Annotated in this window: 23 protein-coding genes; 16 read left to right on the forward strand and 7 right to left on the reverse strand. The window is 67.6% G+C overall.

Annotation, left to right across the window (positions count from 1 at the left end; translation table 11 throughout):
- The first annotated feature begins 4 nt into the window (after window positions 1-4).
- The 12 genes from HLH27_RS04170 to HLH27_RS04225 all read left to right on the forward strand — a co-directional run bounded on the left by HLH27_RS04170 (window position 5) and on the right by HLH27_RS04225 (window position 11,180).
- The gene (locus HLH27_RS04170) at window positions 5-1,399 is read left to right on the forward strand and encodes an anthranilate synthase component I family protein (protein WP_182948036.1); all 1,395 of its coding nucleotides are present in this window, start codon (window positions 5-7) and stop codon (window positions 1,397-1,399) included.
- Complete coding sequence (locus HLH27_RS04175) at window positions 1,396-2,193, forward strand: aminotransferase class IV (protein WP_182948038.1); 798 nt, start codon at window positions 1,396-1,398, stop codon at window positions 2,191-2,193. Before HLH27_RS04170 ends, HLH27_RS04175 begins: the two co-directional genes overlap by 4 nt.
- 224 nt (window positions 2,194-2,417) lie before the next feature.
- Entirely contained in the window at window positions 2,418-3,995 is a 1,578-nt protein-coding gene (gene purH, locus HLH27_RS04180) for a bifunctional phosphoribosylaminoimidazolecarboxamide formyltransferase/IMP cyclohydrolase (RefSeq protein WP_182948040.1), read from the forward strand.
- A 112-nt stretch (window positions 3,996-4,107) separates the two neighbouring features.
- Window positions 4,108-4,824: a hypothetical protein gene (locus HLH27_RS04185; protein WP_182948042.1), complete on the forward strand. Its 717-nt coding sequence runs from the start codon at window positions 4,108-4,110 to the stop codon at window positions 4,822-4,824.
- A 233-nt stretch (window positions 4,825-5,057) separates the two neighbouring features.
- Window positions 5,058-5,399, forward strand: coding sequence for an AtpZ/AtpI family protein (locus HLH27_RS04190; RefSeq protein WP_246375420.1), 342 nt, complete (start codon window positions 5,058-5,060; stop codon window positions 5,397-5,399).
- Between the two features lie 13 nt (window positions 5,400-5,412).
- Complete coding sequence (locus HLH27_RS04195; protein ID WP_182948043.1) at window positions 5,413-6,162, forward strand: F0F1 ATP synthase subunit A; 750 nt, start codon at window positions 5,413-5,415, stop codon at window positions 6,160-6,162.
- Window positions 6,163-6,218: 56 nt separating this feature from the next.
- Window positions 6,219-6,443, forward strand: a complete 225-nt coding sequence (locus HLH27_RS04200) for an ATP synthase subunit C family protein (RefSeq protein WP_012224283.1) — start codon at window positions 6,219-6,221, stop codon at window positions 6,441-6,443.
- Between the two features lie 14 nt (window positions 6,444-6,457).
- Window positions 6,458-7,069, forward strand: a complete 612-nt coding sequence (locus HLH27_RS04205; RefSeq protein WP_182948045.1) for a F0F1 ATP synthase subunit B family protein — start codon at window positions 6,458-6,460, stop codon at window positions 7,067-7,069.
- Between the two features lie 31 nt (window positions 7,070-7,100).
- The gene (locus HLH27_RS04210; protein WP_182948047.1) at window positions 7,101-7,595 is read left to right on the forward strand and encodes a F0F1 ATP synthase subunit B family protein; all 495 of its coding nucleotides are present in this window, start codon (window positions 7,101-7,103) and stop codon (window positions 7,593-7,595) included.
- A 62-nt stretch (window positions 7,596-7,657) separates the two neighbouring features.
- Window positions 7,658-8,365, forward strand: a complete 708-nt coding sequence (locus HLH27_RS04215) for a glycosyltransferase family 2 protein (RefSeq protein WP_338029836.1) — start codon at window positions 7,658-7,660, stop codon at window positions 8,363-8,365.
- Window positions 8,366-8,496: 131 nt separating this feature from the next.
- Window positions 8,497-10,155, forward strand: a complete 1,659-nt coding sequence (locus HLH27_RS04220; protein WP_182948049.1) for an ArnT family glycosyltransferase — start codon at window positions 8,497-8,499, stop codon at window positions 10,153-10,155.
- 68 nt (window positions 10,156-10,223) lie between these two features.
- Complete coding sequence (locus HLH27_RS04225) at window positions 10,224-11,180, forward strand: ABC transporter substrate-binding protein (protein WP_182948050.1); 957 nt, start codon at window positions 10,224-10,226, stop codon at window positions 11,178-11,180.
- Between the two features lie 249 nt (window positions 11,181-11,429).
- Here HLH27_RS04225 and HLH27_RS17190 read toward each other — a convergent pair whose 3' ends face one another.
- Together HLH27_RS17190 and HLH27_RS04230 are read right to left on the reverse strand one after the other, a co-directional pair.
- Entirely contained in the window at window positions 11,430-11,561 is a 132-nt protein-coding gene (locus HLH27_RS17190) for a hypothetical protein (protein ID WP_275943886.1), read from the reverse strand.
- A gap of 319 nt (window positions 11,562-11,880) precedes the next feature.
- The gene (locus tag HLH27_RS04230) at window positions 11,881-12,369 is read right to left on the reverse strand and encodes a DUF2721 domain-containing protein (protein WP_182948052.1); all 489 of its coding nucleotides are present in this window, start codon (window positions 12,367-12,369) and stop codon (window positions 11,881-11,883) included.
- 136 nt (window positions 12,370-12,505) lie between these two features.
- On the opposite strand from HLH27_RS04230, the gene HLH27_RS04235 reads away from it, so the two are divergent.
- The 3 genes from HLH27_RS04235 (at window position 12,506) to HLH27_RS04245 (ending at window position 15,890) form a co-directional block, all read left to right on the forward strand.
- Window positions 12,506-12,769 (forward strand): hypothetical protein, encoded by a 264-nt coding sequence (locus HLH27_RS04235; protein WP_182948054.1) that lies wholly within the window; start codon window positions 12,506-12,508, stop codon window positions 12,767-12,769.
- A 70-nt stretch (window positions 12,770-12,839) separates the two neighbouring features.
- The gene (gene purU, locus HLH27_RS04240) at window positions 12,840-13,721 is read left to right on the forward strand and encodes a formyltetrahydrofolate deformylase (protein ID WP_182948055.1); all 882 of its coding nucleotides are present in this window, start codon (window positions 12,840-12,842) and stop codon (window positions 13,719-13,721) included.
- A 207-nt stretch (window positions 13,722-13,928) separates the two neighbouring features.
- Window positions 13,929-15,890, forward strand: coding sequence for a sensor domain-containing protein (locus HLH27_RS04245; RefSeq protein ID WP_338029837.1), 1,962 nt, complete (start codon window positions 13,929-13,931; stop codon window positions 15,888-15,890).
- 39 nt (window positions 15,891-15,929) lie between these two features.
- On the opposite strand, the gene HLH27_RS04250 is transcribed toward HLH27_RS04245, so the two are convergent.
- Window positions 15,930-16,841, reverse strand: a complete 912-nt coding sequence (locus HLH27_RS04250) for a helix-turn-helix domain-containing protein (protein WP_182948056.1) — start codon at window positions 16,839-16,841, stop codon at window positions 15,930-15,932.
- Between the two features lie 190 nt (window positions 16,842-17,031).
- On the opposite strand from HLH27_RS04250, the gene HLH27_RS04255 reads away from it, so the two are divergent.
- On the forward strand, window positions 17,032-17,928 hold the full coding sequence (locus HLH27_RS04255) for a DMT family transporter (protein WP_182948057.1): 897 nt from the start codon (window positions 17,032-17,034) through the stop codon (window positions 17,926-17,928).
- A 91-nt stretch (window positions 17,929-18,019) separates the two neighbouring features.
- Here the strand turns inward: HLH27_RS04255 and HLH27_RS04260 are convergent, their stop codons facing one another.
- From HLH27_RS04260 to HLH27_RS04275, 4 genes are all read right to left on the reverse strand, one after another.
- Entirely contained in the window at window positions 18,020-18,619 is a 600-nt protein-coding gene (locus tag HLH27_RS04260) for an IMPACT family protein (RefSeq protein ID WP_246375422.1), read from the reverse strand.
- Window positions 18,616-20,019: a DNA repair protein RadA gene (gene radA, locus HLH27_RS04265; protein WP_182948058.1), complete on the reverse strand. Its 1,404-nt coding sequence runs from the start codon at window positions 20,017-20,019 to the stop codon at window positions 18,616-18,618. The genes HLH27_RS04260 and radA overlap by 4 nt, the downstream gene beginning before the upstream one ends.
- 156 nt (window positions 20,020-20,175) lie before the next feature.
- Complete coding sequence (locus HLH27_RS04270; protein ID WP_182948059.1) at window positions 20,176-20,967, reverse strand: ABC transporter ATP-binding protein; 792 nt, start codon at window positions 20,965-20,967, stop codon at window positions 20,176-20,178.
- Window positions 20,964-21,749, reverse strand: coding sequence for an MlaE family lipid ABC transporter permease subunit (locus HLH27_RS04275; protein WP_182948060.1), 786 nt, complete (start codon window positions 21,747-21,749; stop codon window positions 20,964-20,966). The genes HLH27_RS04270 and HLH27_RS04275 overlap by 4 nt, the downstream gene beginning before the upstream one ends.
- Window positions 21,750-21,894 lie beyond the last annotated feature (145 nt).

Consider the following 21,894-nt stretch of genomic DNA (forward strand, 5'->3'; position numbering starts at 1 on the left):
AGCGATGGACCGGCCAGCCGGCACAGTCCGGACCATGGGCCTGCCGTGGCGGGACCCGGACGACCTGCTGTGGGCATGGCGCGACGAACCCTGGCTGGCCTGCCTGGACAGCGGCGGCCCCCCCGGCCCCCGCGCGCGCTGGACCATCCTGTGCCGCCGCCCCGCCCATGTGCTGGACTGGCGCGGCGGTACCTGCCGGCAAGACGGCGCACCCATCCCCGGCACCGATCCGCTGGCGGCCCTGCGCGCCCTGCTGGCCCTGGCCCCGACCGCCGATGCCGGGCCATGGCCCTTCGCCGGCGGGGTCATCGGCTTCGCAGGCTACGGCGTGGGCCAGTGGGCCGAGGCCATTCCAACCCGCCATCCGGCCGACCCCACCCGGCCCGACCTGTCGGCGGCGCTCTACGACCACGCGCTCCTGTTCGACCGCACGCGCCGGCAGGTCCACCTGGCCACGATACGTCCGGACGCGGACCCGCTGTTCGCCGCCTTCCACGCCGAATGGGCCACCCTCCCGCATGCCCCCCCGCCGGCGGCGCTGCCGCGCGCGGCGTTCGTGCCCGACCGCACGCCGGGCGACTATGCCGCCGCCGTGGCGGCGGCGGTGGCCCGCATCGCGGACGGCGAGATCTTCCAGGTCAACATCACCGGCCGCCATGTCGCCCGCCGCCCGGCAGGCCTGGCCGATATCGACCTCTACCGGGCGCTGCGCCGGGCCTCCCCGGCGCCGTTCGGTGCCTGGCTGGCCTGCGGGGGCACCTTCAGCCTGCTATCGGCCTCGCCCGAGCGGTTCGTGCATCTGGGCCGCGACCGGGTGGCCCGCACCCGGCCGATCAAGGGCACCCGCCCCCGGGGCGCCACGCCGGAACAGGATGCGATCCAGCGCGCGGAACTGGCCGCCGACGACAAGGAACGGGCGGAAAACCTGATGATCGTGGACCTGATGCGCAACGATCTGGGCCGCGTGGCGCGGATCGGCAGCGTCGGCGTGCCCGAGCTGCTGTCGGTCGAAACCTTCGCCCACCTCCATCACCTGGTGTCCGAGGTCGCGGCCACGCTGGCCCCGGGGCAGGACGCGATCGACCTGCTGCGCGCCTCCCTGCCGCCCGGATCGGTGACAGGCGCACCGAAACACCAGGCCATGCGCCTGATCGACGATCTGGAGGCCTCGGCGCGCGGCCCCTATTGCGGGATCGTGTTCCGGATCGGAACCGACGGTGCCATGGACAGTTCAGTCATCATCCGCGCCCTGGCCACGACCCCCGATACGATCGTGGCGGCGGCAGGCGGCGGGATCACGATCCTGTCGGATCCCCAGCGGGAATACGCGGAAATGTGCCTCAAGATCGCCCCCCTGCTGGCCCTGTTCGGCGACCGACCGGCCGGGGCGGCGCCATGAATATCCTGTGGCTGGACGACAGGCTGGTCCCCAGGGAACAGGCAAGGATCGATCCCACCGATCGCGGCTTCACCCTGGGCGACGGGCTGTTCGAGACCATGCGCGTCGCGGGCGGCCGCGTCGCCCACCTGCCGCGCCATCTCGACCGGCTGCGATGCGGCGCCGACACCCTGCTGTTTCCCCCGCCCGACCTGGACGTGATCGAGGGCGCGCTGGACCAGGTGATCCGCCGCAACGCGCTGGCGGAAGGCGCGCTGCGCCTGACGCTGACACGTGGCACGGGCCCGCGCGGCCTGCTCCCGCCCCACCGCCCGCACCCCACCCTTCTGGTCGCACCCTTTCCGGCCGCCCCCGCGCCGGGCCCCGCAAGACTGGTCATCAGCACCCGCATCCGGCGCGACGCGGATTCCCCCCTGTCGCGGATCAAGAGCCTGAATTACCTGCCCAATATCCTGGCGAGGCTGGAGGCCGAGCAGCGCGGCGCCGATGACGCCCTGCTGCTGAACGGCGCCGGCCGGGTGGCCGAAAGCACCGCCAGCACGGTACTGGCCGTGCGCGAAGGGCGGCTGCTGACCCCTCCGGTCAGCGACGGCGCGCTGCCCGGCATCGCCCGCGCCGTCCTGCTGGCGGCGGGGATGGTGGAAGAAGCCCCCCTGACCCCAGCCGACCTGTCCGGCGGCATGATCCTGGTCAACAGCCTGTCGGTGCGGCCGGTGGTCGGCCTGGAGGATGCGCCCTTGGCCATGGCGCTGGACAGGGTCGCCGCGGTGCGGGAGTGCGTCTTCTTTTTCTGAAGAAAAAGAAGCAAAAAGACTTTCACTCGTCTGGCATCCCGACGACGCCCGCAGGCTTTCCCTTAAAAAATCAAAAGTTTTTTGGTTCTTTTTTTCAAAAAAGAACAGAAGAGCTCCCCCGGCGACCCGACACCCGGCCCCACACATCTGTTGCCCCCCCACCCCAGGTTGGACTAAGGAGCCGAGCTTTCCTGCCCGCCCAATCGTGAAAGGTCGCCCCCGCGATGACCCAGACGCCAGTGCCGGTCCGCCGCGCCCTGATTTCCGTTTCCGACAAGACGGGGTTGCTCGACCTCGCCCGCGCCCTGGCGGCGCATGGGGCCGAGATCCTCTCGACCGGCGGGTCGGCCCGTACCCTGCGTGAGGCCGGGATCGCGGTGACGGAAGTGTCGGACCATACCGGCTTCCCGGAAATCCTCGACGGCCGGGTCAAGACGCTGGTGCCGCAGATCCATGGCGGCATCCTGGGCCGGCGCGACCTGCCGGCGCATGTCGCGCAGATGGAACAGCACGGCATCGCGCCGATCGACCTGGTGGCGGTGAACCTCTACCCGTTCGAGGCCACGGTGGCCTCCGGCGCCGGCGCCGAGGACTGCATCGAGAATATCGATATCGGCGGCCCGGCCCTGATCCGCGCGGCGTCCAAGAACCACGACCATGTCGTGGTGCTGACCGACCCGGCGCAATACGGCGCCATCATCGCGGCGCTGGCGGAAGGCGGCACCACGCTGGAGGCCCGGCGCGCGCTGGCCGGCGCGGCCTATGCCCGCACCGCCGCCTATGACGCCGCGATCGCTGCCTGGTTCGCGGGCCAGCGCGGCGACGTCCTGCCCGAGCGCCTGACGGTGGCCGGCCAGCGTCGCGAGAGCCTGCGCTACGGCGAAAACCCGCACCAGCAGGCGGCCTTCTATGCCGACGGCAGCCAGCGCCCGGGCGTCGCCACCGCGCGGCAGATCCAGGGCAAGTCCCTGTCCTACAATAATCTCAACGACACCGACGCGGCGTTCGAGGCGGTGGCGGAATTCGACGCACCGGCGGTGGTCATCGTCAAGCACGCCAATCCGTGCGGCATCGCGACGGCCGACAGCCTGTCGGCGGCATGGGACCTGGCGCTGCGCTGCGACCCGGTCTCGGCCTTCGGCGGCATCGTCGCCCTCAACCGGACGCTGGACGCCGAGGCAGCGGCCCGCATCGCCGCGATCTTCACCGAGGTGATCGTGGCGCCCGACGCCACGGAAGAAGCGCGCGAGATCCTGGCCCGCAAGAAGAACCTCCGCCTGCTGCTGACCGGCGCGCTGCCCGACCCGGCCCAGGGCGGGGTCGTCATCCGCTCGGTCGCCGGGGGCTTCCTGGCCCAGACGCGTGATAACGGCCGCATCGTCCCGGCCGACCTCAAGGTGGTGACGCAGCGCAAGCCGACCGAGGCCGAGATGGCGGACCTCATCTTCGCCTTCCGCGTCTGCAAGCACGTCAAGTCCAACGCCATCATCTACGCCAAGGGCCAGGCCACGGTCGGGATCGGCGCGGGGCAGATGAGCCGCGTGGACTCCGCGCGCATCGCCGCGATCAAGGGGGCGGAAGCCTCGCACGCGGCGGGGCTGGACAAGCCGCTGACGGCCGGCAGCGTGGTGGCGTCCGATGCGTTCTTCCCGTTCGCCGACGGGCTGGAGGCCGCGATCGCGGCCGGCGCCACGGCGGTGATCCAGCCCGGCGGCTCGATCCGCGATGACGAGGTGATCGCCGCCGCCGACCGCGCCGGCATCGCCATGGTGTTCACAGGTATGCGCCACTTCCGGCACTGATCCTCTTCCCGGGGGGATTGTCGCGCCGGGCGGGATCGCTTTCACTATCTCGCCCGGCAAACCCGTTCCGGGACGATTGATAAAGACGATCAGGCAGATGACGAGAGCAGGCATGGCGAGTTTGCGGCATTCCCACCTTCTTCCGGCGGTGGCCGGCCTGTCAGCCCTGATCGCCGGACCGGCGATGGCGGCCAGCCAGCCGTCCTCGGCCTACGATTTTTCGCCCCTCCCGGTCACGACCGGCACGGTGGCGCATTACCTGCCGACCCCGGGCGGCGATATCGACGGGCTGATCCTCACCGACGGCACCGAAATCCTGTGCTCGCACGAGCTGGGGCTGGCGGTGGCCGGCCTGGTCAAGCCGGGCGAGCGGATCTCGGCCCGCGGCCTGCGCGGCCGCGACCTGCCCATCGTTCGCGCCTATGAAATCGAGGACCAGCGCGGCCGCGCCGTCGAGGATGCCGAGACGATCTCGGCCCGCCTGCCGGTCACGACCTCCGGCCCCGACATCGTGGTCGACGGCACCGTCCGCGCGCCGCTCTACAGTCTGCACGGCCGGCTGGTGGGCGCGGTGATGCAGGATTACAGCGTGATCCACCTCGCCCCGGCGGAGGCCACGCGCCTGGCGGCGTGGCTCAAATCGGGCCAGACCCTGCACGCGGTCGGCAATGGCAGCACCGGTGCGCTGGGCACCGCGATCGACGCCCGCGAGATCGGCCCGTCGATGGGCCAGACGGTCCATGTCGCCCCGGCAGCCGCGCCGCTGGCCGGCCCCTTCCCGGGCAGCGCGGCCTATGACGAAATCCCGGGCGGCAGCACGCATCCGTAACAGGCAGCCGCCCATACCCGTTTTTATGCAATAAAGTCATGACAGGCATTCTGATATCGCATATGTGCGGTACCATCCGGGTGCTTCGGGGCGGCCGTGCCGGGAACTGTCGGCCATTCCGCGCGTGACAGGGCAGGGGCGGCTCTTTTCCGTGTCCCGAAACAAAAGCGTTTGCTTGACAGGTTTCTGCCGCGTCGTTAGCTAGCGCCTGCACCCGCCTGGAGGTGTAAAAATTGGGTAAGGAAACGGACAGCTCCCGTCACGCCTTCGACAGGCGCCTGAAGCAGGCCATGGATCGGAACAATCCGGACCGGGCAGCCCAGGCCTCCGCGCAAGGCAGCGATATCACCACCGTGGGCACCGTTCTGCGGGCCGGCACCGAAATGGTGGCGGGCCTGGTGGTCGGGGTCGCGATGGGATGGGGGCTCGACCGGTGGCTGGGCAGTCGCCCGGTCTTCCTGATCCTGTTTTCACTGATGGGCGGGGCCGCGGGCGTACTGAATGTCTGGCGTCTGGTCAGGCCGCAGGACGCCCTGGAAGACAAGCCGGACCCAAGCGCGGGGCCGGAGCGGTAGAGGGAAGACGAAGTTGGCGGCCGGATCCACCATCGACGCATTGGGTCAGTTCGAGCTCCATCCCGTTCTGGGTGGCCTGGGCGAGGCGCTGCGTTTCAGTCAGTCGCCCCTCATGATGATCGTGGCGTCGGTCGCGGTGCTGGCGTTCCTCTATATCGGCATGCGCCCCAGGGCCGTCGTGCCGGGCCGCCTGCAGGCGGCCGCCGAAATCTGCTACGATTTCATCCACAACATGGCCGTGGACACGATCGGTCCGGAAGGGCGCGCGTTCTTCCCGTTCGTCTTCACGCTGTTCTTCTTCATCCTGGCCGGCAACTATCTGGGCCTGCTGCCCTTTTCCTTCGCCTTCACCAGCCATGTCGCCGTCACCGTCGCGCTGGCGCTGATGGTGTTCGTGCTGTCGGTGATCGTCTCGCTGAAGGCGCAGGGCGCGAAATTCTTCGCGCATTTCATGCCCGCCGGCGCGCCGGTCGCGCTGGCGCCGCTGCTGGTGCCGATCGAAATCCTTTCGTTCCTGTCCCGTCCCGTGAGCCTGTCGATCCGTCTGTTCGCCAACATGGTGGCCGGTCACGTGATGCTGGAAATGTTCGCCGCCTTCACGATCATGCTGGCCGGGCTCGGACTGATCGGCGATGCGCTCGCCGTCGGTCCCGTGGTCATCAATGTCGCGCTGATGGCGCTCGAATTGCTGGTGGGTGCGTTGCAAGCCTATGTCTTCGCGATCCTCACCTGCATCTATCTGCGGGAGGCGGTCGCGCACTGACCGCGACGCCGCCCCAGCCCTCTTGAACGCCTGAACCAAACAAGGAAAGCCTCGCTATGGACATCGCAGCAGCCCGGGAAATTGGTGCCGGTATCGCCGTTATCGCCCTCGCCGGCGTCGGCATCGGCCTGGGTAACATCTTCTCCACGCTGGTCAGCAGCATCGCCCGCAACCCCGCCGCGCGTCCGCACGTGTTCGGCCTGGGCATGCTGGGCTTCGCCCTGACGGAAGCCGTGGCCCTGTATGCCCTGCTGATCGCCTTCCTGATCCTGTTCGTCTGAGACCGGAGACCAACGTGGCACGTTCCGCGGCCTCAAGCATCCGCCGGGTGGCGTCTCTCGCGACGCCGCTTGCGCTGGCCTTGCCCGTGATGGTGATGGCTGCGCCGGGCGCGCGGGCCGTGGGCATGCCGCAGCTGGATTTCGCCAACCCCCTCGTCATCGGTCAGGTGGTCTGGGGCGCGGTGATCTTCCTGGTGCTGTACCTGCTGCTCAGCCGGTCGGCCCTGCCGAAGGTCGAAGCGGTGCTGACCAGCCGCCGCCAGACCATCGACAACGACCTGGACATCGCCCGTCACGCCAAGGCCGAGGCCGACAGCGCGGTGGACGAGCTGCACCAGGCCCGTCGCACCGCGATGGCCGAGGCCCAGGCGAATGTCGACAAGGTGATCGAGGACGCGCGCCTCGCCGCCCTGCGGCAGACGCAGGAAATGAACGCCCGCCTGGCTACCGAGATTCACGAGGCGGAAGCCCGCGTCGCGTCCGCCCGCTCGGCCGCCCTCGGGTCCCTGCGCCAGATCGCGGACGACACGGCGCAGGTTCTGGTGCGCCAGATCACCGGTACCTCGGTGCCCGCCGATGTGGTGGCCCGGACGGTCGATCACGCCGCCACGGCGCGCGGCCTCTGATCGCGACACAGTAAGGAACAGGTTCAACACCATGCTGCACGAACCCCGTTTCTGGACGGCCGTCGCCTTCTTCCTCTTCTTCATCCTGTTCGGCAGGAAGATCTGGGCACCGCTGGCCACGGCCCTCGATGCGCGGGCCGAGCGCATCCGCGCCGACCTCGACGAGGCCGCGCGCCTGCGCCGCGAAGCCGAGCAGATGCTCGAGGACGCCACGCGTGAGCGTGAGACGGCCCTGGCCGAGGCCCGCGCCCTGGTCGAGCATTCGCTGGCCGAAGCCAGCCGGATCGCCGAAGACGCGAAGCGCGAGGCCGAAGCCGTCGCCGCCCGGCGCGAGCAGATGGCCCGCGACCGCATCGCAGCCTCCGAGCGCAGCGCGGTGCGCGAGGTCCGCCAGGTCGCGATCGACGTGGCGGTCCAGGCCACGCGCGACGCCCTGGCCCTGGCCCTCCCCGCCGAGACGGGGCAGCAGATCGTCGACCGCTCGATCGCCGACCTGCCGTCGGCCCTGTCGCATCGCGCCGCCTGAGCGGGACAGGTTTACTGGCCAGCCCCGCCAATCCCGATCGTTCCGAACCGCTCCTGTCCATCGTGGCGGCGGTTCTGAACGAGGTGGACAATGTCCGCCCGGTCTGCGTGGAACTGGCCGAGGCGGCGCGCGCGCTGCCCCCCTGCGAAATCATCTTCGTCGATGACGGCAGCACCGACGGCACGGTCGACGCCCTGCTCGCCGCCCGCGCTGAAGGAATCCTGCCCGAACTGCGTATCCTCAGCCACGACCGCCGCCTCGGCAAGTCCGCGGCGGTCCGCACGGGGGTCGAGGCCGCGCGCGGCCAATGGGTCGCCACCCTCGATGGCGACGGCCAGGACGACCCCATGGAAATCGTCCGGATGCTGGACCTGGCGCTCCAGGCCCAGGGGCCGGCCCCGCTGGTCGTCGGCGTCCGCCTCCGCCGGCAGGACACGCTGTCCCGCCGCCTGGCAACCCGCTTCGCCAACGGTCTGCGCCGCCGCCTGCTGCGCGACGGCTGCCCCGACACCGGTGCACCGCTGAAACTCTTCCGCCGCGCCGATTTCATGCGCCTGCCGCAATTCGAGGGCGTGCACCGCTTCCTGCCGGCGCTGTTCGGCCATTACGGCACGCCGCTGCTCTGCCAGCCGGTCCGCCACCGAAACCGGCTGCACGGCGCGTCCAAATACACCAACCTCAATCGCGCGCTGGTCGGAATCCGGGATCTGCTCGGCGTGATGTGGCTGATCAACCGCACACGGTTGCCGCGCCGGGTCACCGAACGGTAAGCGCTGTTTCCACCCCCCGCCGGTAGCGGTCCGACCCCGGCTTTCCGCGCCTCGATCCCCGGAAAGCCTCCCGGACACCCCGCTTCCACCCACCAGCGGGCGTCCCGATCCTTCCCGAGGAGACGTGCCGGATGACACGGCTGACCGTGCGCCATTATCTTCTGCTCGCGCTGGGCACCTTCATGCTCCTGCTTCCCGGCCGGGCCAGCCTGCCCCCCCTGGACCGCGACGAACCCCGCTACATGGAAGCCAGCGCGCAGATGCTGCGCAGCGGCGATTTCATCGACGTCCGCTTCCAGGACAAGCCCCGCTACCTGCAACCCGCTGGAATCTATTGGCTCGAGGCCGCCGCGGTCGCCGCCACCGGCACGCTGGACCGCCGCGCGGTGTGGGCCTACCGCATCCCCACCCTCCTGGCAGCCACGGCTTCGGTGGTGCTGACGGCCTGGATCGGCGCCACCCTGTTCGGCCCCGCCAGCGGCCTGCTGGCAGCCTCCCTGCTGGCAGTCTCGGTGCTGATGACGGCCGAAGGCCGCATGGCCACCATCGACAGCACCCTCCTGCTCACGATCTTCCTGGCCGAAACCGCCCTCCTCCGCGCCTATCTGGACCGCGAAAAGGACCGCCAAACTCCCGTTTCAGCCGCCCTCCTCTACTGGGCAGCCCTGGGCGCGGGCCTGATGCTGAAGGGCCCCGTGGTCCTGATCCCCGGATTCGGCACACCTCTGGCTCTGGCGCTGGTGGAACGGCGCATCGACTGGTGGCACCGGCTGCGGCCCGCCTGGGGGTGGCTGGTGACGCTGGCGATCGTCCTGCCCTGGTGCATCGCGATCGGCGTCGTCAGCCATGGCGATTTCTTCTCTCGCGCCGTCGGCACCAATTTCCTCGGCAAGGTCGCCAGCGGGCAACAGGCCCACGGCCTGCCGCCGGGCTATCATCTGGCGGTCTTCGGGCTGGCCTTCTGGCCCGGCTCGCTCTTCGCGGTGATGGCGCTCCCCTTCGTCTGGGCCCGCCGCCACAGCCCTCCGGTACGGTTCCTGCTGTGCTGGATCGTGCCGCACTGGCTGGTGTTCGAGGCCATTGCAACAAAGCTACCGCATTACGTCCTGCCGACCTACCCGGCGATCGCCCTGCTGACGGCGGCAGCGATCATGACCACGCCCGACCGCTGGCGCTGGCCCGCGTCGCGCCTCGGCCGCGCGGGACTGGTACTATATGGCGCGCTGTGGCTGGCAGTCGGCGTCGCCCTGTCCCTCGCCGGACCGGTGCTGCTCTGGCGGCTGGAACATACCATCGTCCCGGCCGCGCTGCTGGTGCCTCTCGGTGCCCTGCCGCTGCTGGCGATCGCCGGCTGGTTTCTGTTCCATCGCCGGGTCTTGCAGGCGGCGATGTCGGTGGTGGCGGCAGCCATCATCATTCATGTCGGTTTGTTCCTGACCGTGATTCCCGCCCTGAAGACGATCTGGCTCAGCCCGCGCCTGGCCGATCTGGTCGACGATTACCGGCCATGCCCCGATACGCTGGTCGTCTCGCCTTCCTTCTCCGAACCCAGCCTGGTCTTCCTCGTGGGCCAGAATACCGTCCTGGTCGGCCCGAGAGAGGCAGCCGATGTGCTGCGCGACAACCGCGCCTGCGGCCTGGCGCTGGTGGACCGGAAGGATGAACCGGCATTCCGCGACCGGCTTCACGCCGATGGTCTGGATGTGATCGAATTCGGCCGGGTTTCCGGGTTGAATTATTCGACCGGAAAGCATCTGGATATCGGCCTGTTCGGCCCGACGCCCCCGTGAGGGAGTGTTTCTGTTCTTTTTTGAAAAAAGAAGAAAGAGAAAACGACCCTACAAAAGGACCACCCACCATGATCACGCTGCCGCGCCTGCTGATGATGCTGCCCTTTCTGTTCCTCAGCCTGCCGACAGCCCGGGCCGACGCGCCCGAAACGGTAACGGTGATCCTCGACTGGTTCCTCAATGCCGATCATGCCGCACTACTGGCGGCCGATTACAGCGGCGCCTTCCGCCGGCACGGGTTGCAGGTGCACCTGATTGCACCGTCCGACCCGGGTTCCCCGGCGCGGCTGGTGGCGGCGGGGCAGGCTGACCTCGCAGTGTCCTACGAAACCCAGCTCGGCATGCTGGCCGACCAGGGCATCCCGTTGGTGCGGGTCGGCACGCTGATCGACACGCCGCTGGACACGCTGATCGCGGCCCCGGGCTTGAAATCGCTGAAGGACCTGAAGGGCAAGACGATCGGGATCTCGATGGCGGGGGTCGATGACGCGGTGCTGGCGGCGATGCTGGGCTCGGCCGGCCTGTCGCTGTCCGACGTCCATCAGGTCAACGTCAATTTTCAGCTTGAACAGGCCCTGATGTCGCATTCGGTCGACGCGGTGATCGGCGCTACCCGCACCTACGAACTGATCGACCTGCAACAGAAGGGCTTCGACCCGGTCGCCTTCTACCCCGAGGAACACGGCGTTCCGCTGAATGACGAGCTGATTTTCCTGGCGCCCCGAGACCATGCCCATGACGCCAAGATCATCCGGTTCATGCAGGCGCTGGAGGAAGGCACCAACACCCTGCTGAACCACCCGGACGCGATCCTGGCGCAGGCGGTGCACGACCACCCGGAACTGGACACCCCCCTGAACCGCGCCGCGTGGACGGCGACACTTCCGCGCGTCTGCAAGCAGCCGGCGTTGCTCGATAGCCGGCGCTATCGGAATTTCATGGATTTCCTGCGGGCCCAGGGCGTGGTGCATCGCACGCTGGACCTGTCCACCTACGCCGTCGGCCCGACCGACAGCACGCCATAGCAACGCCGGCTGGGTAAATCCGGAGGGTGCGCGGAGATTCTCATGTCAGGGAACGGCCCGCCCCAAGGACAGAGCCAGCCGGTTAGTCCGGGCCGGTCATCCAGGGCTGGGCGTGGTTCGGCGCCCAAGAGGGGCGCAGGATGGACAGACGACCATCCTGATCCGACGCAGGCCGGATCATATGCCCGCCATCAGGCAGGCATGCGGGCCACGATGCAGGTCGCAAGGACCGGCCGCGTGGCCGCCGCATCAAGCGATGCGGTCGGCGACGGCGGTGGCAACCATCAGCGTGGCAACGACGGGCAGAAACGCGACGAGCGGAAGGAACGACGCGACGTCCATCGAGCTGGCAACAAGGTTACCAATTTCCTGAATAAACATTATCCGAAATCCTATGGGTTGGTGTTGGGAGCGGAACCAACACCTAAATTCGGTCTCTCGCAATACAAAAGAACATGAGACCAGATGGTCAAAAAACGCATAGTAACTGCGGCATTAATATTCTGTTCACTCCGTAAACAGCGCACTGTTTATTTCAGGGCGCCAGAAAACCGAAGTGGGTCATTTTGGTGAAATTTTGTGCTGAGCACAGCGCGGCGGTTGTAGCGCCCGACCAATAGGGCTACAAAATAGGCATATTGCCCATTTTGTAGCCTATCGTATTTTTAATGAGGGAACAGGGCGCTTTCGGTCCCCTCGCTTAGTCCTTGGGACGGACCGATCGTGCCCAGGATGTGGTCATGCGCAGGCCATGCCACGCCAGCAGGCTGTCGCACAGGAAGGAAGCCAGCGCCCCGACGGTACAGACAAGCGCCATGCCGAACATCACCACCAGCCACGATGCCACCGAGGAATCCCGCAGGCTGCCCAGAAACAGCACGAAGGCAGCGCCGCAGGTCGCGGCACCGCCGACGGCCCCCAGCAGGATCGATGCATCCAGAAGCAGGGTGCGCCGGTGCAGATGCCGGATATGCTGGCGCAGATGGCGGCGCCCGGTCGGCGCCTTCGTCCCCTCCAGCGCCTCGTTGGCCTTTTCGATATGGTCCGACACCCGGGCCAGCCGGGTATTGAACAGGTTCAGCAGCGTTCCGATCCCCGACAGCATGAAGATCGGCGTCAGCGCGGTCTGGATCAGATGGGCGACACTGTCGATCGGTTCGTCGGGCAGGATACCGGGGAAGGGGGACACGGACGCTCCTTGTTCTGCTGCGGTACGGATGGTCGGGAATCATGCGTGTTGAAACCGGTCAGGGTGCCGGATGCAACCGAAACCGCTTGCCCCGGGCTTCGGGACGGGCAAGCCTTCATGACAGGAGAAAAGGCCGATGTCGCATAATTACGCAACGCCCATGACGCCGGAACGGCGCCTGGCCCGCCTGCTGGCGCGCATTCCCGAGGACCGGATCGTGCGCCTCGAGCGCGTGGCCGGCGCCCCGGGCACCCCCCGCTGGCGGGCTGCGATCGGCGATGCGGGCGCCGCGGACTGCCCGGCCGGGCGATGGAGCCCGCCCTTCGACACGATGGTCGACGCGCTCGAAGCCGCATGGAAGGCGGTGCGCCCTCCGGCGGACCCCAGCCGGGGGGCTTGAGTTCCCACAGGCGGCGCCTATTGTATCCGCCGCAAGGGTTTTCGGAGCGGTTGTTCGTGGATTGTCGGGCATGACGGATCATGGGGAACGGGGCCCGGCAACCTGGACATTGACCCTGTCCTGCCCCAACCGTCCGGGCATCGTGGCGGCGATCGCCACCACATTGTACGAGGCCGACGGCAATATCATCGAGGCCCAGCAGTTCGACGATACCGAAAGCGGCGTGTTCTTCATGCGTGTCGTCTTCACCGGCCGCGCCGATGCCGAACGCACCGAATGGCTGCGGGCCCGGCTCGATGCGGTGGCATCGCGATTCCGCATGAACTGGACGCTGCATGACCGCGCCGTCCGCCGCCGGGTCCTGCTGATGGTCTCGAAATTCGATCATTGCCTTGTCGACCTGCTCTATCGCTGGCGGATCGGCGAACTGCCGATGAATCCGACCGCGATCGTCGCGAACCACCCGCGCGAGACCTACGCCCATATCGACATGGGGGATATTCCCTTCCACTATCTGCCGGTCACGCGCGACAACAAGGCGGAACAGGAAGAGCAATTATGGGGCCTGGTGCAGCAGACCAATTCGGAACTGGTCGTGCTGGCCCGCTACATGCAGGTGCTGTCGGATTCGCTGTCCGCGCGGCTGTCGGGGCAATGCATCAATATCCACCATTCCTTCCTGCCGGGCTTCAAGGGCGCACGCCCCTATCATCAGGCCCATGCGCGGGGGGTGAAACTGATCGGGGCGACCGCGCATTATGTCACGGCGGACCTCGATGAAGGTCCGATCATCGAGCAGGATGTGGAACGTGTCAGCCACAGCGACACCCCCGATGACCTCGTGCGCAAGGGGCGGGATATCGAACGGCGCGTCCTCTCCCGCGCCGTGCGCTGCCACCTCGACGACCGGGTGATCCTGAATGGCAACAAGACGGTCGTCTTTGGGGATTGATCGTGTTTCCACCACGGGTCGCGGGGTGACGGGTATGTTTTGTTAATACTTTTTTGGTGTTGTTTCCGGGGTTCGATTGCCGTGGCAGAGTGCGGAAGGCATTGGGACATGCACATAAGATCTGGGTTTTATAATTGTTTTTCGACAGAGATCTGAATCGGGTGAGCCGCGGTGACCGCGCGGCCCCAGGCCTAGGGGTGCGCCCGCGTGTCTGACCATTTCATGTGCCTTCTCGACCCGGCAGAACGCGTCACGGCCTGGAGCCGGGAGGCCGAGCAGCTGACCGGTCGTGCCGCCAACGACGTGATCGGCAGCCCCTTCGCCGATCTGTTCCTTGTTTCCCCCCCCGCTGCGGTCGCGGGCCTGCATGCGCCCGGCGGGCATGCGGGCGTGTTTGTCCGTCAGGACGGCCTGCATCTGTGTGTGCGCGTCCGCCGCCATGCCCTGTCCGGCACAGGGACCAATGCCGATATGCCCGTGACGGTCGCGATCTCGCGGGACGAGCCGGATGCGGTAACGCAGGTGGGGCCGGAATTGCGCGGGGCACTGGATTCGCTGCCGGACGGGATCGCCCTGTTCGACGCCGACCAGGGCCTGTTGCATCAGAATGCGCGCTTCGACGCGTTGGCCGGCCTGGCAGACGATATCCTGAAGCAGGGCGGGGCCGCCCGAACGATTCTGGCCGCGCTGACCCGCGGGGAATGGACCATGGGGGAGGCTGCGCGGCTCGTCGTGCCCGATGGCTGGTCGAGCGAAATCCTGCGGTTGGGTCGCACGCTGGCCCTCTCCTGGATCGGCCTGGAAGACGGCCGGTTCCTGCTGCTGTGCCGCGATATCACCGACCTGCGGCGCCTGGAAAATCGCGCGCGCTTTCTCGAACAGCATGACGATCTGACCGGCCTGGCCAATCTCCAGGGGCTGCGCCTGCAACTGGGCACCCTGTGCGAACGGACATCGGAGCCGTTTGCGATGCTCTATTTCGACCTGTTCGGCTTCAAGCGGGTCAATGATTCGATGGGCCACGCGGCGGGTGACGAATTGCTGCGGATCGCCGCGTTGCGGGTGCGGCGTGCGGTCGGGATGGGGGATATCGCCGCCCATATCCGGGGCAACAAGTTCGCGCTGATCCTGCGTTCGGAACAGGGGGACCAGGCGATCCGCCGGTTTGCGCGGATGCTGCGTGGCGTCCTGTCCCGGCCGATGTCGGTCCTCAAGCATGAAGTGACGGTGGGCGTCGCAATCGGGGTCGTACGCTTCACGACCGATGGCGACGATCGCGACACGCTGATGGCAAAAGCCGACGTCGCGCTCCACTGCGCCAAGGGCGGCAGCGATGACGGGATCTGCTTCTACGACCCCGAACTCGACACCCTGCGCCAGCGGCGCATGGACCTGGAACGCGACCTGCATCATGCGCTGGCCAGGGAAGAATTCACCCTGTTCTACCAGCCGTTCCTGAATGTCAGCAGCGGCCGCATCGTGGGTGTCGAAGCCCTGATCCGCTGGCGGCATCCGCAGCAGGGCCTGATCCCCCCCGGCGAATTCATACCGGTGGCCGAACGGATGGGCCTGATGCACGAAATCGGCGCCTGGACGCTGGAGACGGCGTGCCGGCAGGCGATGGACTGGCCGGACACCATCATGGTTTCGGTCAATGTCTCGGCGGCGCAGTTCCGTCACGACGGGCTGGTCGACAATGTGGAAACGGCCCTGCAACGCGCGGGCTGCCCACCCACGCGCCTGGAACTGGAAATCACCGAAACCGCGATGATCGACGATGTGCCGCGGGCTGCCTGCGTCCTCAAGCGCCTGCGCGCGCAGGGGGTACAGATCGCGCTCGACGATTTCGGAACCGGCTATTCGTCACTCAGCTTCCTGCACAGCCTGCCGTTTACGCGGATCAAGATCGACCGCAGCTTCGTCAACGACCTGCATGCAGGCGACGGCGACGGGGCTGCGATCGTCCGGGCGATCACCAGCCTGTGCGGCAGCCTGAATGTCGTCGCCACTGCCGAGGGCGTGGAGACACAGGAACAGTTCGATTACCTCAAGGGCGTCAATTGTTCTGAAATCCAGGGTTTCCTGATCAGCCGCCCCTGTCCGGCCGAGGACATCGGGCCGTTCCTCGAAAAATTCAACCAGCCCAAGCCACCCGGCCCACTGCACTGATTGCCCGCCGCGCGCCTTTCCCGGCGCGCTCCCGCACGCTCACCCCGCGGAATCTCCGGCGGGTTCCGGCCGCAGCCCGCAATGGCGCAGGTAATCGCTGGGCGTCAGCCCGGTCAGCGCGCGGAAACGGGATGTCAGGTGGCTGTGGCTGCTGAATCCGCACAAGGCGGCAAGCCGCGCCGGCGGTGTGCCCTGGCGCAGCAATTGCCGGGCGCGTTCGATACGCAGGCGGGTCAGGAAATGGTGCGGCGTTTCCCCATGCGTCTGGCGGAAAGCCCGCGCGAAGTGAAAGCTGCTGAGCCCCGCCGCGCCTGCCAGATCGTCCAGGCACAGCGGCAGGTCCATATGCGCATCGATCAGGGCCCGGACCCGGCGGGACGCCGCCTGCGACAACCCGCCCCGGCGGGGCATGTCGGGCCTGCGATCGGTCATGTGCGCCAGCAGATAGGCCATCAGCTCCGCCCCGGCCTCCGTGACGGCCACCCTGTCGGCCGGCTGGGTCCAGTGTCGCGGCAGGATCGTGGCGCGCACCCGCGCCTCGATCCGGGGATCGCGGAAATAGGCGTCCTCCCGCAGCGTGAGGCGGGCGGGGTCCATGCCGAACAGCTCGACCGTCGCACGATCGAAGGCCTGCGGGGCGATATAGAGATGGAACATCCGGATCGGTCCGGACACATCCCAGTCGCTGGTCGACCGGGCGGGCATCAGGCACAGATCGCCCGCGCCGTTGCTGCATTTCCAGCTATTGCCCAGACGTTTGCGAAACCCTTCGCCATGTTCCAGATACAGGCTCAGCGTATGGTGGTTGGGCGTGTCGTATCGGGTCTGGGCGATCTCGTCGCGATCCCATACCGCCACGGCCAGTCCCTGGCCGACATCGGCCGCCGAACGCAGGGTGGCGCCGGTCGCGTGCAGGGTGCGGACAATCGTCAGGTCGGCCAGGGCGGTCATGATGGATCGGGCAGGGCAGGTGGCGAAGGGGGCGTGAATCGGACGGCCAAGGCCGCCCTCCCGACTATAGACCGCGACCGAGGGCCGCGCGCCACGCCGCGATGCAGGAAAGCGCAGGATTCTGACAGCCGCCCCCGCGCGGCAATGGTGGTGGCCCGATAGGATGGCGGTCTTTCGGAGAGGGAACCGCATGCTGGGCCTGCTGTTTTTGTGTGTCGTGCTGATCTGGGGCACCACATGGTTCGCCATCCACGTGCAGGTCGGCATTACCGTGCCGGGCACGGCGATCTTCTGGCGGTTCATGATCGCGTCGGCGGCGATGGGCGCATGGCTCTGCCTGTCCCGCCGGCTGCGCCCGGTCGCGTGGCGGACGCATCTGTGGCTGGCCCCGATGGGGGCATGCATGTTCTCGTGCAATTTCCTGGCGATCTACGGGTCCGAGGCCACGCTGGCCAGCGGCACCGTCTCGGTGATCTTCAGCGTGGCGACCCTGTTCAACACGCTCAACCAGTGGCTGTTCTTCCGCCTGCGCCCCAGCATGCGCAGCATCGCCGGCGGCTGTATCGCCATCGGAGGCGTGGCATGCCTGACCGGGCTGGGCGGCGTGGGCGGCATTTCGCATATCGGCGTGGCCCTGGCGCTGACGGGCACTTTCCTGTTCTCCTGCGGCAATATCCTGTCGCGCCGGGTGGCGATGGCGGGGGTGGACCTGCCCAACGCGGTCTTTCGCGGCATGCTGTGGGGCTGCGCGGTGCTGGGGGTCTGGCAGACGGCCCACGGCCAATCGCTGGCGGGCTCGGCCGACCCGGCCTGGATTGCCGCCCTGCTCTATCTCGCATTGCCCGGATCGGTGGTCGCCTTCCTGGCCTATCTGCATCTGGTGCACCGCATCGGTGCCGACCGCGCGGCCTATACCACCATCCTGTCCCCGGTCGTGGCTTTGCTGATCTCGATCCTGTTCGAGGGCACGCAGTGGACGTCGGGCATGACGCTGGGGGTCGGGCTGGTGCTGCTGGGCAATCTCGTCACCTTTGCCCGGTGGGACAGCATTCGTCCTTTTTTGCAAAAAAGAACCAAAAAACCCTGATTCGTTCAGAAGCTTTGTGCCGGGGACATGCGATGTCCCTGAACGAACAAAAGTCTTTTTGCTTCTTTTTCTTCAGAAAAAGAAGAGCCCTTCACTCTACCAAGCGCGGCACCGACTGCCCCCGCGTCAAATCGGCAATCCGCCCCACCACGTCATCCACATCGCCTTCGGGCACCGCAATCACCAGCCGCGCCCCCGCCGCGTCGAACGCCTCATCCTCCACCACCGCATCCAGCGACGGCAGGCGCGCCTGCAAAAGGGCGAGATCACTGAAACCGCAATGAAAGACCAGGCGCGTCCGGCGCACGATCGGCACGCGCGGCGCCAGGCGCAGGCATTCCGCCGCCGTGCCGCCATAGGCACGCACCAGCCCGCCCGCACCCAGCTTGATGCCGCCGAACCAGCGGGTGACCACCACCACGATATTGTCGAAACCCTGCCCGTCGATCACCTGCAGGATCGGCCGGCCGGCCGTGCCGCCGGGCTCGCCGTCATCGTCGCTGCGATAATCCTGCCCGATGCGATAGGCCCAGCAATTATGGGTGGCATCCAGGTCCGACACGGCGCGGACAAAGGCCAGGGCTTCGGCCGGCGTCGTCACCGGCGCGGCCTGCGCCAGGAACACGCTCTTGCGCACGTCCCGTTCCAGTCGGGCGGGTTCGGCCAGCATCACCAGGCCGTCGGCGCTCATGCTTCCTCGCCGTCCGTACCGCCGAACAACGCTACCAGGTCGCCCAGATGGCCGATCTCATTCAGGTGTAGCCCCTCGGGCGCCACCAGTCTGGTGGTGCCGCGCGCAATGCGCCGGGGCAGGAAGGCGGCATCGAAACCCAGTTTCTGGGCCTCCTTCAACCGGGCATCGACCTGCGCCACCTGCCGGATCTCGCCGGACAGGCCGATCTCGCCGAAATAGACGGCACCGGCATGGGTCGGCTTGCCGGTGGCGGCCGAAACCAGCGCCGCGGCCACCGCCAGGTCCGCCGCCGGCTCCAGCACGCGCAGCCCACCCGCGATGTTCAGGTGCACGTCCATGCCGTGCAGCTTCAGCCCGCACCGTGCTTCCAGCACCGCCAGCAGCATGTTCAGGCGCGACGTGTCCCAGCCCACCACGGCCCGGCGCGGCGCGGAATCGCCCGATTTGGGCGACAGCAGCGCCTGCACCTCCAGCAGCACCGGCCGCGTGCCCTCGATCCCCGCAAACACCGCCGAGCCGGCGATATTCCCCCGCCGCTCGGCCAGGAACAGCGCGGAGGGGTTCGGCACCTCGACCAGCCCTTGGTCGGTCATGGCAAAGACACCGATTTCGTCGGTCGCGCCGAACCGGTTCTTGGCGGCCCGCAGGATGCGGAACTGATGCCCGCGATCCCCCTCGAAATACATCACGGCGTCGACCATGTGCTCCAGCACGCGCGGACCGGCCAGTGCGCCTTCCTTGGTCACATGCCCGACCAGGATCAGACTGAACCCCCGCTGCTTGGCCAGCCGGATCAGTTCGAAGGCGGTCGCGCGCACCTGGCTGACGGTACCGGGCGCGCTTTCCACAGATTCCAGCCACATGGTCTGGATCGAGTCGATGACGACCAGCGCCACATCGGGCTCGTTCTCCAGCGTGCCGGCAATGTCGGTCACGTTGATCGCGGCGGCAATCTCCAGCCCCGGCGCATCCAGCCCCAGCCGGCGCGCGCGCAGGCGGATCTGGTCCACCGCCTCTTCGCCCGAGATATATTTCACCCGCCGCCCGGCAGCCGCCAGCGCGCAGGCGGCCTGCAACAGCAGGGTCGATTTGCCGATGCCCGGATCACCGCCTACCAGCACCACCGACGCCGGCACCAGCCCCCCGCCCAGCACGCGGTCCAGCTCGGCCATCCGCGTGCCGATGCGCGGCGGCGGCTCGGCCGTGCCCGCCAGGCTGACGAACGCGACTTTGGCCCCCCGGGCGCGGCGCGGCGCGGCGCCTCCGGTGGCGGTGGGCTCCACCGCTTCCTCGACAATGCTGTTCCACGCGCCGCAGCTTTCGCACCGCCCGGCCCATTTGGGAAAGACGGCGCCGCAGGACTGGCAGACATAATGGGCGGAGGGACGGCGGGCCACGAGGGGAGACTCCGGAAAGGAAGGCAGTTGTTCTTTTTTGCAAAAAAAGAACCAAAAAACCCTGATTCGTTCAGGAGCCTTATGCTGGGGATATGCGAGGACCCAAAACGAATAAAAGTCTTTTTGCTTCTTTTTCTTCAGAAAAAGAAGAACCCTTCACCGCCGCAACTCCATGCTGATCGGCCCCTCGCGCCGCCCATGCGTAAACTGGTCGACCATGGGGTTACCGCTATCCAGCAGCGACGATGCCGCCCCCTGCCAGATCAGCTTGCCCTTGTACAGCATGGCCGCCTGGTCGCCGATGCGCTGGGCAGAGGCCATGTCGTGCGTGATCGCGATCGCGGTCGATCCCAGCTTGCGCACGCAATCGACGATCAGCCCGTCGATCACCGCCCCCATGATCGGGTCCAGCCCGGTGGTGGGCTCGTCGAAGAACAGGATATCGGGCTGGCCGGCAATGGCCCGGGCCAGTCCCACGCGCTTCTGCATGCCGCCCGACAGTTCCGATGGCGACAGCGCGCCGACCGACGGGTCCAGCCCCACCTGCTCCAGCACCCGGCCGGCCGTGGCGCGGGCCTCGGCCCGGCTGGGGCGCTTGCCGCGCCGCCGCCCGGCGGCCAGCAGGCCGAAGGCGACATTTTCCCAGACGCTGAGACTGTCGAACAGCGCCCCGTTCTGGAACAGCATGCCGATCGTCTCGATCACTTCCTCCCGCCGCCGCGTGGGCAGCGACAGCACATCGACACCATCGATCTCGATCGTGCCGGCATCGGCCGGGATCAGCCCCAGGATGCAGCGCAGCAGGACAGACTTGCCGCTGCCCGACCCGCCGATGATGACCATCGAGGTCCCGGGCATCACGTCGAGGTCGATCCCGTCCAGCACGACCTTGGGCCCGAACGCCTTGCACAGGCCGCGAATGCGGATCTTGGGCACGGTCTGGGTCATTGCGAGAAGAACACATCGGTCAGGAGATAATCGGACGCCAGCAGCAGGATCGACGCCGCCACCACGGCCGCCGTGGTGGCCGATCCCACGCCCTGGGCGCCCCCACGGCTGGTATAGCCATGGTAGCAGCCCATGAGCGTGATCAGGAAGCCGAACACCGCCGCCTTGGCCAGCCCGACGGTCACGTCGATCGTCTTCACCGCCGAAAAGGTCGCGGCGATATAGGCCGGCGCCGAGAAATCGAGCTTCACGACCGACACCACAAAACCGCCCAGCACGCCCAGGATGTCGGCCACCAGCACTAGGCAGGGCAGGGCGATCGTGCCGGCCAGCAGGCGGGGCGTGACCAGATATTTCATCGGGTTGGTCGACAGGGTGGTCAGGGCGTCGATCTGGTCGGTCACGCGCATGGTGCCGATTTCGGCGGCCATCGCGGCCCCCACCCGCCCGGCCACCATCAGCCCGGCCAGCACCGGCCCCAGTTCACGGGTCACGGCCAGCACCACGATGCCGGCAATCGCTCCCTGGGCATGATACTGGGCAAAGCCGGTATAGGATTGCAGCGCGATCACCCCGCCCGAGAACAGGGCCGTCAGCGCCACCACCGGCAGCGAGAAGAAGCCGATCTCGATCAGCGCGCCGAAGAAGATCCGCCAGTAGAAGGGCGGCCGCACCAGATGCGACAGGGCGGTCAGGGCGAACATGGTCAGGGCGCCGGCGGTCCGGACCAGATTCAAGGCGGCGCGCCCCAGCGCGGCGATGAAATCGAGCACGGCGTTCACGCGTGGCGCAACCGGCTGCGTGGCCGGACAATATCGGCGGATCGATCCATCATGCCTTCTGCCGTAGCGCGGCATGGCCGGCGCGTCAAAGGAAGGGAAAGGCAGGGGGCGCCAAAAAAAACGGCGCACCGAAGCGCGCCGCCGT

It is taken from the genome of Gluconacetobacter takamatsuzukensis (assembly GCF_014174275.1).
GTDB lineage: Bacteria > Pseudomonadota > Alphaproteobacteria > Acetobacterales > Acetobacteraceae > Gluconacetobacter > Gluconacetobacter takamatsuzukensis.